The sequence below is a fragment of the Lichenicoccus sp. genome, from assembly GCF_965277665.1.
Classification (GTDB): Bacteria; Pseudomonadota; Alphaproteobacteria; order Acetobacterales; family Acetobacteraceae; genus Lichenicoccus.
The window spans coordinates 1,623,886-1,641,835 of the sequence record NZ_OZ255835.1 but is presented as its reverse complement, the minus strand read 5'-3'; the positions used below and the strand labels follow the sequence as shown (position 1 = coordinate 1,641,835).

Below are 17,950 nucleotides of genomic sequence, written 5' to 3'. Positions count from 1 at the left end.
AGGCCAGGGGCTTTGCCCCTGGACCCCAGCAAAGGCTCGCCTTTGCAAACCGGGGTCTGGGGCCTGCGGTCCCAGTGGGTCAAGGGCAACGCCCTTGCGCTGACGTGAACATCTCCGCCCCCTTTATCAGCCGTCCAGTGGCGACCACGCTGCTGACGATCGCGATCGCGCTGGCCGGCATTCTTGGCTACAGCAAGCTGCCGGTCTCGCCGCTGCCGCAGATCGATTTCCCGACCATCATGGTGCAGGCGCAGCTTCCCGGTGCCAGTCCCGAGGTGGTGGCGACCAGTCTCGCGGCGCCGCTGGAGCGCCATCTCGGGCAGATTGCCGATGTCACCGAGATGACGTCGCAGAGCCAGACCGGGCAGGTGCGCATCACGCTGCAGTTCGGGCTCAACCGCGACATCAATGGTGCCGCGCGCGACGTGCAGGCCGCAATCAACGCGGCGCAGGCCGACCTGCCGACCAACCTGCTGTCGCAGCCGACCTACCGCAAGGTCAATCCGGCGGATGCGCCGGTGCTGATCCTGGCGCTGACGTCCAAGACGCTGACCCGCGGCCAGATGTACGATGCGGCCAGCACCGTGATGCAGCAGCAGCTGTCGCAGCTGTCCGGTGTCGGAGAGGTGGTCATCGGCGGTGCCGCGCTGCCGGCGGTGCGCGTCGAGCTGGATCCGCTGGCGCTGTTTCATTATGGAATCGGACTCGAGGATATCCGCTCGTCGCTGTCGAACAGCAATGCCAACACGCCCAAGGGCAGCATCGATCTCGGCGGCCATCGCTGGCAGATCACCGACAACGACCAGTCCAACCATGCCGAGGATTACAAGCCGCTGATCGTGGCCTATCGCAACGGCGACGCGGTGCGCCTGTCGGACGTGGCGCAGCTGCAGGATTCCGTGCAGGACCTGCGCAATCTCGGGCTGGCCAACGGCAAGCCGGCGGTGCTGGTGATCATCTTCCGCGAGCCCGGCGCCAATATCATCTCGACGATCGACGGCGTGCGCGCCGCGGTGCCGAGGCTGCAGGCGGCGCTGCCGCGCGATCTCGACATCACCTTCGCGATCGACCGCTCGACCACCATCCGCGCGTCGCTGGCAGACACGCAGCGTACGCTGATCATCGCGGTGCTGCTGGTGATCGCCGTGGTCTATGTGTTCCTGCGCAGCGGCCGCGCCACCCTGATCCCGGCGATTGCCGTGCCGGTCTCGATCATCGGCACCTTCGGGGTGATGTACCTGTTCGGCTACTCGCTGGACAACCTGTCGCTGATGGCGCTGACGATCGCCACCGGCTTCGTGGTCGATGATGCGATCGTGGTACTGGAGAATATCTCGCGGCATCTGGAGGACGGCATGCCGCGGGTGCAGGCGGCGCTGGTGGGGGCGCGCGATGTCGGCTTCACCGTGGTGTCGATCACGCTGTCGCTGATCGCGGTGTTCCTGCCGATCCTGCTCATGGGCGGCCTGGTCGGGCGGTTGTTCCGCGAGTTCGCGGTCACGCTGTCGGTTGCGATCCTGGTGTCGATGCTGATCTCGCTGACGACCACGCCGATGATGTGCGCGCTGTTTCTTCGTCCGGAGAAGGCGCGTACGGACGGCCGGGGGGGGTCGCTCAGGCTGGGCAGCCGCAGCCTGTTCCAGCGCGTGCAGGATGGCTATGCGCGGACGCTCGCGGTCGCCCTCGATCACGGCGTGCTGGTCCTGCTGCTGCTGGCGGGCACGGTGGCGCTGAATGTCTGGCTGCTGGTGATCATTCCGAAGGGCTTCTTTCCGGACCAGGATACCGGCCGGCTGATGGGCTCGCTGCAGGCCGACCAGAGCATCTCGTTCCAGCTGATGAGCAAGAAGTTCACGCAGATGATGTCGATCGTGCAGCACGATCCGGCGGTGCAGGACGTGGTCGGCACCACCGGGGCGGGCAGCGGCGGCGCGTCGGCGCAGACCAACACCGCCACCGTCTATGTCTCGCTCAAGCCGTTGCGCCAGCGTGACCGCATGCCGCAGGTGCTGGCCAGGCTGCGGCGCGAACTCGCCCACGTGTCGGGCGGCAGGCTGTACATGCAGGCTGTGCAGGATATCCGGGTCGGCGGCCGGCAGAGCAATGCCGCCTACCAGTACACGCTGCTCGGCGACGATGCCGACGAGGTGAACCAGTGGGGCCCGAGACTGCTTGCGGCGCTGCAGAAGAGCCGGGTGCTGGTCGATGTCAATTCCGACCAGCAGCAGGGCGGTCTGGAGACCAACGTGGTCGTCGATCGCGACACCGCCTCGCGGCTCGGCCTGACCATGTACCAGGTGGACAACACGCTCTACGACGCCTTCGGGCAGCGCTCGGTCTCGACCATCTACGACGCCGAGAACCAGTATCACGTGGTCATGGAGGTGGCGCCGCAATACTGGCAGCGTCCGTCGATCCTCAGGCAGATCTGGATCAGCACCTCGGGCGCGCAGGCGAGCGGTTCGGCCACCACCGCGCTGGCCGCAGGGTCGGTGACCGCCGGAAGCGCCACCGGGATTACCGCGGCCTCGGTGGCGTCCACGCCGCCGGTGTCGGCGTCGCTGTCGTCGAACTACGCCTCGTCGTCCAACAGCAGTGCTGCGCTGTCGAACAACGTCGTCTCGCTCGCCGCCACCACGAGTGCCACCAGCAGCACCGGTACTGCCAACGGCACCAGCACGGCGGCCAACAACGCGGTGCGAACCGCGGCGCAGGCGTCCCTCACCAGCACCGGCAACAGCAGTTCCTCATCCGGATCGGCGGTGGCGACCGCGGCGGAAACCATGATCCCGCTCTCGGCGGTGGCGCACTCGATCGCCGACCACACGCCGCTCGCGGTCAATCACCAGAGCGAGTATGTGGCGACCACGATCTCGTTCAACCTGGCACCGGGCAAGTCGCTGAGCGACGCCACCAGCGAGATCGACCAGGCGGTGCAGGGGATCCGGCTGCCGGCCGACCTTGCCGTCGGCTTTGCCGGGACCGCGCTGACCTACCAGCAATCGCTGGCCTCCGAGCCGATCCTGGTGCTGGCGGCGCTGACCGCGATCTACATCGTGCTCGGCGTGCTGTACGAGAGTTTCATGCATCCGCTGACCATCCTGTCGACGATCCCGTCGGCCGGCGTGGGCGCGGTGCTGGCGCTGATGCTGTTCGGCATTCCGTTCACCATCATTGCGCTGATCGGCATGATCCTGCTCATCGGCATCGTGAAGAAGAATGCCATCCTGATGATCGACTTCGCGCTCGCCGCCGAGCGCGAGGACGGGCTGGACAGCCGGGAGGCGATCTTCCAGGCGGCGGTGATGCGCTTCAGGCCGATCATGATGACGACGTTCGCCGCCCTGCTCGGGGCGCTCCCGCTCTGCTTCAGTTTCGGCGAGGGCAGCGAATTGCGCCAGCCGCTCGGCATTTCCATCGTCGGCGGCCTGATCGTGAGCCAGGCGCTGACGCTGTTCACCACCCCGGTGGTGTATCTGGCGCTCGACCGGCTGCGACTGCGCGGCCGGCACCCGCAGCCGGGACGGCTGCCGGCGGAATAGTTGCCTGATCAACGGGTTCCGGTTCGAGCGTCAGGGCCGGCTCGCGGCGCCGGCGCCTGTCCCGCCACGTCTGGCAGGGGACACCCCGCTCAGGCTTTAAGCCGTTACAGCGTAATAACAAACCAAACTGGTCAAGTAGTTCAGGCCTATCGTCAGCAAGTCGGTCTCGATTAAAAGACATTTCCGCGCAGTTTTCACATAAATATACCTTGAGGTGTCGGCTGCGTTCCATTACCAGTCTTTTTACGGCGAGTGCCGGACCACCCGAACATTAAATTGGAATCAACACATGGCTGGTGTAACAGTATCCGGCGGCGCCGGCGATACCATTACTTTGCCATTCGCATCGGGTCAGAATGCCGTACTGGCGCAGGCGCTGGCCGATGCAGTCACCCAGGCGGTCTCCGCCGGAACGCTGACGCCGGTGACCTACACGGGTGCCGGTCTCGCGCCGGGGATCGCCGGAACAGAGGACGAGGTCGTCATCAAGGCGAGCGGTCCGCTGTCGCTGTCGCCCGAGGCGGTCGCGGTGGTGGACACGGCGGCGAACTCGGTGCTGTTCGGCAGCGGCGCGCTCAACGAGACGGTGCTGTCGGGTTCCGGCGCGCTCACCTTCTTCACCCGCGGCGGCTCGGGCACGATCGCGACCGGCGACGGCAACAACCGCATCATCCAGAGCGGCACCAGCCCGTGGAGCATCAATACGGGCGCCGGCAACGACCAGATCTCGATCGCGGGTGGCCTGAATACGATCTCGGCCGGCACCGGCCACAACACGATCCTGCTCAACGGCGGCAACAACCTGGTCAACTCGACCGGCAGCGACACGATCACCGCCAATATCGGCAGTGACACGATCGCGGCCAGCGGCAACGGCCCGGTACGCGTCAGCGCCACCAACGCCGATATCACCTTCATCGGCGGCAATGGGGCAGCCACCGTGCTCGGCGGCGCCGGCACCGATACCATCTTCGCCACCGCGGGCGGCTACTTCCAGGGCGGCACCGCTGGCAACAACCTGATCGTCGGCGGCAACGGCCCGACCACCATCCTCGGCGGCGGCGGCGGCGACGTGCTGGATGCGACCGGCAGTGCCGGGACCAGCCTCTATGCCGCGAGCGGCAACGAGACGCTGGACGGCTCGCTCTCGTCGGGCAACGACCTGCTGCAGGCCGGCTCCGGTTCGGACCAGCTGACCGGCGGCTTCGGCCGCGACACCCTGATCGGGGGCACCGGCATGGACACCATGCAGGGCGGCTTCGGCAAGGACGTGTTCCAGTTCATCAACGGGGACGCCTCCAACGCCCTGATCGTGGACTTCTCCGACGTGAAGGGCGACAGCCTCAACCTCAAGGGCTTCGGCAGCGGCGAGGTCGGCTACGCCTTGCAGCATGTCCAGTACAGCCCGACCGGCGCGGTCGTCACCCTGTCCGACAACACCAAGATCACGCTGACCAACGTCTCCGACCTCACCAAGAGCAGCTTCTCCTGATGCGTGGGCAGCAGACTGTCTCGGCGACGGCGAGGGACTGAGGCATGGACGGTGGCATCGCCCTGGATGCTGCCGTCGACGCCGAAGCGGCTGCGTGCTTCGGCCGGGCGGACCCGGTCGAGAGCGCCGAGATCACCGGATGGTTCGTGGCGCCGGGCCACGGCCTGGTCAACGCCTTCATCGACGGCGAGAGCGCCGGCCGGGCGACGGTGTCGCCCCGGCCCGCATCCTCCGACGATGCCGCTCCGCAATGCGCCAGGGGCTTCACCTATCCGATCCCCTGGCACTTCCAGGACGGGCGCTCGCATGTGCTGTCGCTGGTGCTCGGCGACGGCACGCCGATCGAATGTCCGGCGCGTGGCGGCGTCACCCGATCGAACCTCCGCTTCCGGTTCGAGGAACCGAGTGGCGCGCGCCTGTCGCAGGGCCGCGACCTCGAGCAGGAACGCCGGCCGGAGCCGGAGCTGGAGCGTTCCGGGGAGCGCGCCGCGAACGCCGGGCTCGCCGATCCGTTTTCCGGCACCACCATCACCGGCTGGGCGGTCTGCCGGCAGTCGCCGCAGGACACGATGCGGTTGCGCGTCTTCGTCGACGGCCATGCCGCCGGCATCGCTACCTGCGATCGCCCGCATCCGGGCCTGCGCGCGCTCGGATTGCCGACAGAGACCGGCGGCTTCGCCTTCGAGATCCCGACGCGCTACCTCGACGGGCTGACCCACGCGCTGTCGATCCTGTTCGAGGATGGCAGCACCCTGTGCTTCATGGACAGCCACGGCCAGACCCGCGGCAAGCTCGACTTCACCGCCGAGCCGGTGACCTCGATCATGGGTGTCGTCGACGGCCTGCACGGCGACAGCATCAAGGGCTGGGCGGTGCGCCGGCACCACATGACCGGCGACCTGGAAGGCCATATCCAGATCCAGGTGCTGTGCAACGGCATCATCGTCAGCGAGATCACCGCCGAGCAGCAGCGAATGGATGTGGCCCGCGAGAACCGGTGCGATCCCGCGGTCGGCTTCGAGTTCAGACTGCCGGCGCAGTGCCGCCGCGGCCAGGAGTTCGAGTTCGTCTTCCGCGCCCTGCCCGAGAGCCAGGAGCTCGCCGGCAGCCCGCTGCTGGTCAAGCACCGCCCGGACGAGAATGCGGACGAATTGCGCGCGCTGATGCAGACCGTCGAGGATTTGTGCGCCAAGACCTTCAAGCTGCAGCGGCAGTTGCACGCCATGCTGCCGGTCGCGGAAGCCACCGTCGGCAACTACGACAACTGGGCACGACGCAACCTGGCCCGCCTGCGCGCCCGTGTCGCGGGCGCCACGGCACTCCCCGACGATGCGCCGCTGGTCTCGATCATCATGCCGACGCATCGCACCAATCTCGCGCACCTGACCGCCGCCATCGACTCCGTGCGCGAGCAGACCTACCGCCACTGGGAGCTCATCATCGTCGATGACGGTAGCGGACAGGCAGCGCTCGGCGCCTGCCTGCGTACCTACGCCGCGGCCGATCCGCGCATCACCTGCGTGCTCAGCAAGCGCAATCGCGGGATCAGCATGGCCAGCAACGTGGCCCTGCGCCGGGCCCGCGGCGCCTTCGTGGTGCTGTTCGACCATGACGACCTGATGGTCGACGTGGCGCTGGAGGAGCTGGTGCGCGAGGCGCTGCGCACCGGCGCGCGCATCGTCTATTCCGACGAGGACAAGATCGACGGGTTCGGGGTGCTCAGCGAGCCGAACCTGAAGCCCGACTGGAACTACCGCCTGCTGCTCGGCAACAACTATATCTGCCACCTGCTGATGATCGACCGGCTGCTGCTGCTGCGCGCAGGCCTGCTGCGCGCCGAGTATGACGGTGCGCAGGATCATGACCTGCTGCTAAGGCTCTCGGAGGCCTGCGATCCGGCGCAGATCGTGCACCTGCCGGAGATCCTGTATCACTGGCGCAAGAGCGCCTCCTCGACGGCGGAGTCCGGCAGCGCCAAGCCCTATGCGATCGAGGCCGGCCGGCGCGCCGTCGCCGACCATCTCGCGCGACGCGGCTTTGCGCACGGCACGGTCGCACCCAGCAGCAGCAGCACCAGCTACAGCGTCGACTGGGGGATCGCAGACGAGCCCGGCGTCACCATCATCGTGCCGTTCAAGGACCAGGTCGCAACCACCCGGCGCTGCCTCGAATGCCTGCTCGAGAACACCAGCTGGGCCGACTGGCGCGTCATTCTGGTCGATAACGGCTCGGTCACGCCGGAGGCGGCTGCGTTCTGTCGCGAGGCGGCGCTCGATCCGCACGTGGTCGTCCGGCATGTCCGCGAACCGTTCAACTACTCCCGCCTGAACAACCTCATGGCGCGCGAATTCCCCGCCGAGTTCTATGTGTTCCTCAACAACGACGTGTTCCTGACGCAGCCGGACTGGCTGCGCGTGATGGTCGGCGAGGCGATGGCCGACCCGAAGGCGGCGATCGTCGGCGCCAAGCTGATCTACCCGAACGGCACCGTGCAGCATGCCGGCGTGGTGCTGGGGGTGGGCGGCATCGCGGACCATGTCTTCCGCGGCATCCCGGCCGACCATGGCGGCTATCTCTATCGGGCCCGCTGCGCGCAGCGCTATTCGGCGGTGACCGGCGCCTGCATGCTCTGTCGCGGCGACGTGTTCCTCGATGTCGGCGGCTTCGACGAGCAGGAACTCAAGGTCGCCTTCAACGATGTCGACCTCTGCCTCAAGGTCGGAGCAGCCGGCTGGCATGTCATCTGGACCCCGGACCTGGTCGCCGAGCATCACGAGAGCCTCAGCCGTGGCGACGACATCTCGGCCGGCAAGGCGCAGCGTTTCTTCTACGAGAACCATGTCATGCTCGAGCGCTGGCACGACGTGCTGGCGGTCGACCCGTTCTACAATCCGCATTTCTCGCGCGACCACGGCATCTTTTCCAGCCTGCGGTAGAGCATCGATGGAGATGCTCGCCAAAACAAAGAGCTAGAGCTTTGTCTGTGAACCAGTGTGAACGGACAAGGCTCTAGCGGGAGCTTCCGCGCGCCAACTGAAAGGGCCACAGCCTATGGCAAAAGTCGCCTGCATGGTGATGCTGAAGAACGAGCGCACCCTGACCTCGCTGTTCATCGGCTACCACGCCGCCCTGTTCCGCCCGGAGAACATGTTCGTCTTCGATAATGGCAGCACCGATCCCGAGGTGCTGGCGGCGCTGGAGCGCCTCGAGGCGCAGGGCGGCCATGTCGAGCGCCGCTTCACCAGCGCCGGCGACTTCCGGCGCAAGGGCACGGTGCTCGGCGACCTGATCAAGCAGCTCGACCACGAGAGCGACTATGATTTCTACGTCCCGCTCGACTGCGACGAGTTCGTGGTGCTGCGCACCGGGGACGGCTTCACCGCCGAGCCGGACCGCATCCACGCCTATCTGGACGCACAGCGCGGTGCACGCGACATCCTGCACGTCACGCTCAACCTGTCCAACCTGCTCGGCACGCCGGACGGCTTCCGCCCGGCGCTGTACTCGAAGACGATCTACCCGCGCGACAGCTTCCTGCACATGGACCACGGCTATCATACCGGCGTCGTGCATGACGGCAGTTCGCCATATCGCGACTGCGACCTGGTCTATGCGCATTTCCACTACCGCCCGTACGAGGAGGTGGTCGAATTCGCGCGTCAGAAGCTGCGCATGGAGCTGACCGACGCGCAGATCAACGACCACGCGTTCCTGCAGGAATTCCGCGGCATGGGGCGCCACATGGTGCCCTACATCATCGGCGGCGCCGAGGCCTATTACCGCCAGTTCCGCAACGCCTCGCGGACGGTCGACTTTCCCGAACTCGAGCAGCATTTCGAGATCCTCGGGCTGGGCTCGCCGTTTCGCAGCTTCCGGCTGCCGGCGCCCTCGGTGGCGCCGGTGGTGATCGCGCCGGCGCCTCCGCTGCTGGTCGTGGACGAGGCCAGTATCGGCCGCGTGCGCGGCTGGGCGATGGATGCCGCGGCGCCCGAGCAGCCGTTGTTCCTGCGCTTCCTGGTGGACGGCACGCCGGTCTGGGAAGGACCGTGCGATCAGCCCCGCAAGGACGTGCGCGACGGTGGCCATCCGAGCGAGCGCGTCGGCTTCAGCTTCGCCATCCCCGCGGCGGCGCTCGGCCAGGGCAGCGATGGCGGCCACCGGCTCACGATCCAGGATCGCCGCGGTGCGCCGGTGCGCATGTCGTTCGAGCGCTGCGCGCAGTTCGAGATCGCGCTGCGCGACGCACCGAAGCCGGTCGTCGTGCTGCCGCCGATCGAGAGCCATATCGACGTCTTCCGCAACGGCCGCATCCAGGGCTGGGTGTTGCGCAATGCGGGCACGCCGGAGGGAGGCCGCCGATCCGGCGGATGCACCGTGGCCCTGGTGCACGAGGACCGCGTCGTGGCGCAGGTGAAGGCCGATCTGGTGCGACGCGATGTCGCGCGCGCCATGCTGGGCGAGGCGGAGTGCGGCTTCGTGATCGAGGTGCCGGGCTCGCTGCTGGCGCTGAACCGCAAGACCGTGCTGCGGCTGTTCCTGATGCCGGAATGGCTGGAGCTGAGCGGCAGTCCGTGTGTCGCAGCACCGAGCTTCGCCAACGCCGCCCAGGCCAGGGCTTAGGCGTGCCAGGGCTTGGACGGCACAAGGCTTGGGCGTAGCGGGGCTCGGGCGTAGCAGGGCTGGGGCATGACAGACACGCAGCAGGCTGCCATCGGCATCGGCATCATCACCTACAACCGGCTGGACAAGCTGAAGCGGGCGATGGAGGCGGTGCGGCGGCACACCTCGATGCCGTTCAGCCTGGTGGTCGCGGATGACGGATCGAGCGACGGCACCGCTTCATTCCTGGAAGCCGATGGCGTGGCGCGCATCACCGGCCGCAACATGGGCGTGTCGTGGAACAAGAACCGGCTGCTCTGGTTCATGACCAACACGCTCGCCTGCGACGGCGTGCTGTTGCTGGAGGATGACTGCCATCCGCAGGCGGATGGCTGGCAGCGGGACTGGATGGAGGCGGTGCGGCGGCATGGCCACATCAACCTGGCGGGCGGCTGGTTCGAGCAGCATTTCCGGTCCGGCAGCGGCCGCCCGGACGATCCGGTCGAGTGCCGCATGATCTCCGGCCAGTGTGTCGGCTACAGCCGGCGCGCGATCCAGCGCGTCGGCTATTTCGACACCCGCTATCGTGGCTACGGGCTGGGCCATGTCGAGCATTCCTGGCGCATGGTGTGCGCGGGCTTCGGCGGCCGGACCGACCCGGCCGACGCCGACACGCCGACCTATTTCCTGCTGCGCAGCGCGATCGGTGTGGATGGCGAGGTCAGCTCGCGCGACGATGGCTCGGTTGCGCGCAACCACGCGCTGTTCCATCGCATACGCCATGACGGCATGCATCGTTGGGCGTGGCGGACCGATGACGAGATGCGGCAGTTCCTGGCCGAGATGGATGCCGCCGAGGCGACGCTGCCCGAGATCAGCCCGTTCGACGCGGCACAAGTCACGCGGCACGGAGATCGGCATCGGCCGCACCGGGACGCCGCGTCGCTCCAAGACGGGGCGGGTCAAGACGGGTCGCTCCGGGCGACGCCAGCGCACCTGGTGGTGGACGAGGCGACCACGGCGCGGGTGCGCGGCTGGGCGATGGATCTGGAGCATCCGGCGGTGCCGCTGTTCCTGCGCTTCCTGGTCGACGGCGTCACCGTCTGGCAGGGCCCGTGCGGCCAGCCGCGGCCGGATGTGCAGAGGCTGGGACATCCGAGCCAGGCGGTGGGCTTCGACTTCGCCCTGCCGGCCAGCATCGCCGTCAAGGGACAGCGCGTGCTGACCATACGCAACGCTGCCGGCGCGTTGCAGCGCATGCTGGTGGACGCGCGGGCCTGCAGCGAGACCGTCCTGAGCCTGCCGGCGCCGCCTGGCCTGCCGCAGGCGTTCGGGCCGCCGCACGGGGCCGCGACCGGTGCGTGACCCCGGATTGCTGCGCTGGAGCCGCCGCCTGCTGCTCGGCACCGGAGGCTGGCTGGCGGCCTGCTCGACGGTCGCCGGGCGCATCGCGGCCCGGGCCGACACGCCCGCCGCGACCCCGATTTCGACACCAGGGGAGACTCCGCTGCCGGCGGCCCTGTCGATCGCCCCGCCCGGCGAGCGTCGGGTCGGCATCGGCTATGCCCTGTGGCATCAGGACGACCAGTGGCAGCGCGGCACGCACAAGAGCTGGGGCACGCCCGTCGAGGGTTACTATCGCTCGGACGATCCGGCGGTGCTGACCCGCCATGCCGGCGTGCTGTCGGGCGCAGGGGTCGATTTCATCGTCGTCGACTGGTCCAACGATCTCGCCATGGATGTCCGGCGCGCGGGCGGCCCGGCGACGCAGCGCTTCATCGAGCAGGCGACGGTCAGGCTGTTCGACACCTGGCGAACGCTGCCCCACGCGCCGCGCGTGGTGCTGATGATCGGCAATCCCGGCGCGCCGGCCGCGGTGCATGACGGCTCGCTCGCGGCCAAGGCGGACGAGGTGCATGCGCTGTTCGCGGCCGATCCGGCGCGCCGGGGCCTGCTGCTCGGCTATCTCGGCAGGCCGCTGCTGCTGGTCTATGTCAACACGCCGACGCCCTGGGGTCATTCCCTGCCGCCCTGGCAGGATGACCGATTCACGGTGCGCTTCGTGACCGGGTTCGTGACCCAGCAGCAGAGCCTGATCGCGGCGCCCGACGTGAGCCGCTACGGCTACTGGTCATGGGAGGATCGCGGCGATCCGACCTACTCGGTCTATGCGGGGCATCCGGAATGCATGACGGTGGTCGCATCGTGGCGCGGCACCGGCAGCCGCGGCCGCGACGGCGGCCGAACCTATCTCGGGCAGTGGAGCGACGCGCGCCGGATCGGCCCGCGCTTCGTGCTGGCGGGCACCTTCAACGAGTGGTGGGTCAGCGAACAGATCGACCCGCTGCACAGCAAGGATGTCGAGCCGTCACGCGAACTCGGCGCCGGCACCCTCAACATCCTTCGCCGGCAATCCGCGCTGTTCAAGCAGGGCGCATAGTCGGTCGTCGCTGGCTCAAGCCTGGCCGGTCACGCCTCCGCGGCCTCGAACATCGCGACGATGCGCGGCGCGAGGAAGATCCGGTTGCGGTCGTGGCGCTGGTACTGGGCCAGGATGTCGTGGCGCACCAGCGTCTGCACCGCCGTGTTGGCGGTCTGGAACGAAACACCGAGCATCTTCTGCGCCTGGCCGACGGTCACCACCGGCTGGTCGAGCACGAGTTCCGCGAGACGGTGCGCCTGGCTGTCCGAGCGAACCTGGGCGAGCCTGGTGTGCCAGGCGCGTGCCGTCTGCGTCATGTGGCCGATGCGACGCTCCGCCGCGGCACAGCTTTCCACCACCGCCTGCAGGAAGAAGGTGAGCCAGGCGTCCCAGTCGCCGCCGAGCAAAGCCGAGGACAGGCTTTCGCGAAAGCGCACGCGGTTGGCCAGGAAGATGTCCGAGAGGAACAGCGGCGGATAGCCGGCATTCAGGCTGATCACCGAAGGCAGCAGGAACGTAATGAACTCGTTGCCGTCGTCGAACGGCGCGATCGCCTCGATCTGCGCGCAGGCCAGCGCCGCGCGGACCAGCATCGGCAAGGTGCCTGTGCCGACCAGGAAACTTTCCAGATCCTGCAGCGCGTTGCCGATTTCCTGCGGCGGCGGCGGCACGACGCGCCACGGCCCGAGCCGGTAGCCGCCCAGCGTGATCGGCCTGCTGCGCAGCATGCCGGCATGCGCGGTGATGCGCTCGTTCAGTCGCCGGTGCATGCTGCACAGGGTCTCGATGGTGGGCTCGTGCTGCGTGCGGAGGTTCCCGTCATGCTGCTCGAGCAGGTTGAAGTAGTAGCCGACATGGTTCTCGGCCTGGCGCAGGTCGCGGGCGGGCGACGGGCTCGCATCGGCCTCGCGCGCCAGCAGCATCGCCAGCGTGGCGCTGGTGCCGATCAGCTGGCTCGCCGCGATCGCGTCGCGGCGGGCGTGCAGCTGGTGCAGCCGAAGCGGCGAGGGCAACGTATCGGCCTTGGCCTTCAACTGACCCAGCGCCCAGGCCGCCTGTTCGAGTTCCGGCAGCCATCCGCCGGGCGGCAGGGTGCGCGGCAGCGGTCCGGGCAACAAGGTGACCATGTTGTCCGAGACGCCCGCCGTCCTGACGAAGCGGCGGTCGTCGAGCTTGCGCTCGTCGAAGCCTGCATCGGTGCGCCTGGCGGTGTCGGGTGCTGCCTTATCGGGCAGGCGGCGCTCGGGCGAAAGATCGTCCCGCCGCCGGTCATCGAGCCGCATGGGGTTGGTCTGTGCAGGTCTTTGCTGCAGTGGCATCACGGTCATCCCGTTCTGTGGCCAGCCGCTGATGATGTCGTCGTCAAGACACTAATACGGTATTCTACAAAGTTGAACGTGATCCGACCTGCATCGCCGGATCAGGCTCGCCAATCGGCGGCGATATACTTTCGTTAATTGCAGGGCGGCCACGGATTACTGTGACTAACGGCCATGTCTTCGCAGGCCTGAACGCGAAATCCTGAATATCGCCAGCGCGGCCCGCTTGATACCTGCCGACAGCTTAGCCGCGAGAGACTGTAACTTTTTCGTGAGTCCAGACACGAAACGTTCTCGTTGGGAGAGTGGGGTGGGAGAGCAGGGGGCTGGGCGTCGGCAAGGGCAGGCTTACTTGACATCCTTCGCTGACGCCGCACCATCCGGCCCATGAGACGCATACCCTCCTGGCCGGCCGCCGCGGTCGTGGCCTGCCTCGCGGTTGCGCCCGCCATGACGCTCCCCGCCGCCCTGGCGCCAGCACGGGCGGCGTCGGTCCCGGCAGCACCGCCCGGTGGTGCCGTGCCGCCGATCCGGCTTGACTATGCGCTATACGGGCACGGCTTCCACGTCATGGATGTCACGGTCGACCTGCTGCTCACGCCGGACGCTTACAGCTTGCGCTTGAACGACCACACGGTCGGGCTGCTCGGCTTCATGCTGCGCGCCAACGTCACCAGCACGGCGCAGGGCCGGTTCGTCGGCGACGGCGTGCGGCCGGTGCGCTTCACCAGCATCGGCTATTCGCGTGGCGCGCAGCGGCAGACGCAGCTCGACTATGTCGACGGCAATCCCTCGGTGACGGTGCTGGCGCCGCCGGAGACACGGCGTGACCCGGTGCCGATCGCCCAGGCCCGAGGCAGCGTCGACACCCTCAGCGCGATCGCCGACCTGATGCGCAGGGTCGAGCGCAGCGGACGCTGCGACGGCAACGCCTTGGTGTTCGACGGCCTGCGGCTGACCCGGGCGCGTTCGCAGACCACCGGCCAGCAGACCGTGCCGCAGGATCATGGCGCGGCCTATGGCGGCACCGCGCTGCGCTGCGATTTCGTCAGCCAGCAGGTCGCGGGCTTCCTGCACAACGACGACGAGGCACAGCTGCACCGGCCGCAGCACGGCACCGCCTGGATCAACCGGGTGGTGGCGGGCGCGCCACCGCTGCCGGTGCGCATCATGTTCGAGCATCCCAAGCTCGGCCTGGCGACGATGGTGCTGACCCGCGTCGAGGCGGGGCCGCCCAGCCCGCCGTCACCGGGCGGCTAGAAGAGCCCGGGCGTGCCCCGGCGCAGCCGCGGTGCAGGCATGGGCCACCCCTCCAAAACGAGCAGTATACCGTAACGCATTGTGAAAGACGGCAAGCAGCCGGTGTTTGACACTCGCGCCCGGGGCCGGCTACCCGCAACGGGCCATGCACGCCACCGCCATCCTGCTCGCCGCCGGCCTCGGAACCCGGATGCAGTCCGCGCGTCCGAAGGCGGCGCACGCGTTGGCCGGTCGCCCGATGCTGCGGCATCTGATCGAGAGCTGTAGCGCCGTGTTCGACCGCATCGTGGTCGTGGTGGGGCCGGGGATGCAGGAGCTCGAGGCGATCGCGGCGCCGCATGCGGTGGTGGTGCAGCACGAGCGGCTCGGCACCGCGCACGCGGCGTTGCAGGCCGAGCCGCTGTTCGGCGACGGCGATGTCGCAGTGCTCTATGCCGACAACCCGCTGGTCACGCCGGCCACGCTGCAGCGCCTGCTCGAGGCGCGGCGCGCGGGTGGTACGCGCCTCGCGCTGCTGGCGATGCGGCCGGCCGATCCGGGGCGCTACGGCCGCGTGGTGCAGCAAGACGGGCAGGTCGAGCGCATCGTCGAGTGGGCCGACGCCGGGCAAGCCGAGCGCGCGATCGGGCTGTGCAATGCGGGTGTGCTGTGCGCCGCCGCCGCCGACTTCGCCGGCTGGCTGCGGGCGGTGCGTGCCGACAACGCGCGCGGCGAGTACTACCTGACCGATGTCGTGGCGCTGGCGGCGGCGGGCCGTGGCGGCCGCACCGGCGTGCGTGCCGTCGAGGCGCCGGAGGCCGAGCTGCGCGGCATCAACAGCCGGGCCGAGCTCGCCGAGGCGGAGGCCGCCATCCAGCACCGCCTGCGCCAGGCCGCGATGGCGGCGGGCGCCACGCTTGTGGCACCCGACACCGTGTTCCTCAGCGCCGACACGGTGCTGGCACCGGACGTCGTGGTGCATCCGCACGTGGTGTTCGGCCCCGGTGTCTCGGTCGGCGCCGGCAGCGAGATACGCGCCTTCAGCCACCTGGAGGGCTGCACGGTGGGCGAGGGCGCGCAGATCGGGCCGTACGCCCGGCTGCGCCCCGGCACGCGCGTTGGCGATGCGGCGCATGTCGGCAATTTCGTCGAGCTGAAGGCGGCCGATCTTGGCATCGGTGCGAAGGCGAACCATCTTAGCTATATCGGGGATGCCAGCATCGGGCCCGGCAGCAATATCGGGGCCGGCACCATCACCTGCAACTATGACGGCGTGTCCAAGCATCGCACCGAGATCGGCGCAGGCGCCTTTGTCGGCTCGAACGCGATCCTGGTGGCGCCGGTGCGCATCGGCGACGGCGCGCTGGTTGCCGCCGGCAGCGTCATCACCAGCGACGTCGAGGCCGATGCGCTCGCCCTCGGGCGGTCGCGCCAGGTCAACAAGCCGGGCCAGGCGGCGATGTTTCGCGAGAAGCTCGCGCGCGACAAGAAGAATAGGGAAACTCGCTGATGTGCGGCATCGTCGGCGTCATCGGGACGAATGTCGCGGCCCCCATCCTCTACGAGGCGCTGCGCCGGCTGGAATATCGCGGCTACGACTCGGCGGGCATCGCGACGCTGGTGAACGGCCATATCGAGCGCCGCCGCGCCGAGGGCAAGCTGGTGAACCTGGGTGCCGCCCTGGAGCGCGCGCCGCTGTCGGGCACCACCGGTATCGGCCACACGCGCTGGGCGACGCACGGCGCGCCGACCGAGGGCAATGCGCATCCGCACGGCACCGCGCTGGTCTCCATCGTGCATAACGGCATCATCGAGAACCACGCCGAGCTGCGCGCCGAGCTCGAGGCCGAGGGGCAGGTGTTCACCACCGAGACCGACACCGAGACGGTGGCGCAGCTGGTCGATCGCAACCTGCGCGCCGGCATGGCGCCGCGCGAGGCGGCGCACGCAGCCCTCGGGCGGCTGCACGGCGCCTATGCGATCGCGATGATCTTCGCCGGGCACGCCGAGCTGATGATCGGCGCGCGGCATGGCGCGCCGCTGGTGGTGGGCTTCGGCGAGGACGAGATGTTCCTCGGCTCCGACAGCCTGGCGCTGTCGCCGCTGACCCGGCGCATCGCCTATCTGCGCGACGGCGACTGGGTGGTGGTGAGCCGCACCGGCGCCGAGATGTTCGATCCCGAGGGGTGCGCGGTGCCGTTCGAGATACGCCGGACCGCGCTCGCCGGCGGCTCGATCGGCAAGGACGGCTACCGGCACTACATGGACAAGGAGCTGCACGAGCATCCGCTGGTGATCGGGCAGACGCTGCGCCGGATGATCGACCCTGCGACCCGCCGCGTGGTGATGCCGCCGCTGCCGTTCGACCTCGCGACCATTCCGCGCGCGACCATCACCGCCTGCGGCTCGGCGTTCTATGCCGGGTTGCTCGGGCGGCACTGGCTGGAAAGCGAGGCGCGGCTGCCAGTCGATGCGGACGTCGCCAGCGAACTGCGCTACCGCGACGCGCCGCTGGCCCCGGGCGGGCTGGCGCTGCTGATCAGCCAGTCCGGCGAGACCGCGGACACGCTGGCGGCGCTGCGTGCGCTGCGGGCCGGTGGCCAGCACATCCTGTCGGTGCTCAACGTGCCGGAGAGCAGCATGGCGCGCGACAGCGACATGGTGCTGGAGACGGTGGCCGGCCCGGAGATCTGCGTCGCCAGCACCAAGGCGTTCACCGCGCAGCTGTCGGTGCTGGCGTGCCTGGCGATCGCCACCGGACGCGCCCGTGGCAGCCTCACCGCCGAGCGCGAACTCGAGCTGGTGCAGGCGCTGCTCGACCTGCCGGGCAAGGCGGCCGAGCTGTTCGACCTGCGGGCCGACATCCAGCGCGCCGCCGCGATCGTCGCCGAGGCGCGCGACGTGCTGTATCTCGGGCGCGGCGCCTACTTCCCGGTGGCGCTCGAAGGTGCCCTGAAGCTCAAGGAGATCTCCTACATCCACGCCGAGGCCTATGCCGCCGGCGAGATGAAGCACGGCCCGATCGCACTCATCGACCGCACGGTGCCGGTGGTGGCGATCGCGCCGTCCGGGCGGCTGTTCGGCAAGACCGCGTCCAACCTGCAGGAGGCGCGGGCGCGTGGCGGCAGGCTGCTGGCATTCACCGATGCCGAGGGGGCGGCCGGGCTGCGCGGCATCGTCGAGGCGATGGTGGTGCTGCCGGAGGCGGACGCCTTCACCGCGCCGATCCTGCACAGCATCGCGGTGCAGATGCTGGCCTACGAGGTGGCGCTGCTCAAGGGCACCGACGTCGACCAGCCGCGCAACCTCGCGAAATCGGTGACGGTGGAATAGTGCC

General features: G+C 68.7%; 10 protein-coding genes. 9 read left to right on the top strand and 1 reads right to left on the bottom strand.

Features of this window, described 5'->3' with window-relative positions:
* Window positions 1-74: 74 nt before the first annotated feature.
* From ACQY4O_RS07510 to ACQY4O_RS07485, 6 genes are all read left to right on the top strand, one after another.
* A complete protein-coding gene (locus tag ACQY4O_RS07510) occupies window positions 75-3,542 on the top strand; it encodes an efflux RND transporter permease subunit (protein ID WP_428375565.1) in 3,468 nt (1,155 codons plus the stop codon).
* 289 nt (window positions 3,543-3,831) lie between these two features.
* Window positions 3,832-5,034, top strand: a complete 1,203-nt coding sequence (locus tag ACQY4O_RS07505) for a calcium-binding protein (protein ID WP_428375564.1) — start codon at window positions 3,832-3,834, stop codon at window positions 5,032-5,034.
* Between the two features lie 44 nt (window positions 5,035-5,078).
* Window positions 5,079-7,970, top strand: coding sequence for a glycosyltransferase (locus ACQY4O_RS07500; protein WP_428375563.1), 2,892 nt, complete (start codon window positions 5,079-5,081; stop codon window positions 7,968-7,970).
* A 133-nt stretch (window positions 7,971-8,103) separates the two neighbouring features.
* A complete protein-coding gene (locus ACQY4O_RS07495) occupies window positions 8,104-9,654 on the top strand; it encodes a glycosyltransferase family 2 protein (RefSeq protein WP_428375562.1) in 1,551 nt (516 codons plus the stop codon).
* Between the two features lie 66 nt (window positions 9,655-9,720).
* Window positions 9,721-10,998, top strand: a complete 1,278-nt coding sequence (locus tag ACQY4O_RS07490; RefSeq protein ID WP_428375561.1) for a glycosyltransferase family 2 protein — start codon at window positions 9,721-9,723, stop codon at window positions 10,996-10,998.
* Window positions 10,991-12,073, top strand: a complete 1,083-nt coding sequence (locus tag ACQY4O_RS07485) for a hypothetical protein (protein ID WP_428375560.1) — start codon at window positions 10,991-10,993, stop codon at window positions 12,071-12,073. Before ACQY4O_RS07490 ends, ACQY4O_RS07485 begins: the two co-directional genes overlap by 8 nt.
* A gap of 29 nt (window positions 12,074-12,102) precedes the next feature.
* On the opposite strand, the gene ACQY4O_RS07480 is transcribed toward ACQY4O_RS07485, so the two are convergent.
* Window positions 12,103-13,338, bottom strand: coding sequence for a Fic family protein (locus tag ACQY4O_RS07480; RefSeq protein ID WP_428375559.1), 1,236 nt, complete (start codon window positions 13,336-13,338; stop codon window positions 12,103-12,105).
* 423 nt (window positions 13,339-13,761) lie between these two features.
* On the opposite strand from ACQY4O_RS07480, the gene ACQY4O_RS07475 reads away from it, so the two are divergent.
* The 3 genes from ACQY4O_RS07475 (at window position 13,762) to glmS (ending at window position 17,946) form a co-directional block, all read left to right on the top strand.
* Window positions 13,762-14,634, top strand: coding sequence for a DUF3108 domain-containing protein (locus ACQY4O_RS07475; RefSeq protein WP_428375558.1), 873 nt, complete (start codon window positions 13,762-13,764; stop codon window positions 14,632-14,634).
* Between the two features lie 145 nt (window positions 14,635-14,779).
* Window positions 14,780-16,123 (top strand): bifunctional UDP-N-acetylglucosamine diphosphorylase/glucosamine-1-phosphate N-acetyltransferase GlmU, encoded by a 1,344-nt coding sequence (gene glmU, locus ACQY4O_RS07470; RefSeq protein WP_428375557.1) that lies wholly within the window; start codon window positions 14,780-14,782, stop codon window positions 16,121-16,123.
* A complete protein-coding gene (glmS, locus tag ACQY4O_RS07465; RefSeq protein WP_428375556.1) occupies window positions 16,123-17,946 on the top strand; it encodes a glutamine--fructose-6-phosphate transaminase (isomerizing) in 1,824 nt (607 codons plus the stop codon). The genes glmU and glmS overlap by 1 nt, the downstream gene beginning before the upstream one ends.
* Window positions 17,947-17,950 lie beyond the last annotated feature (4 nt).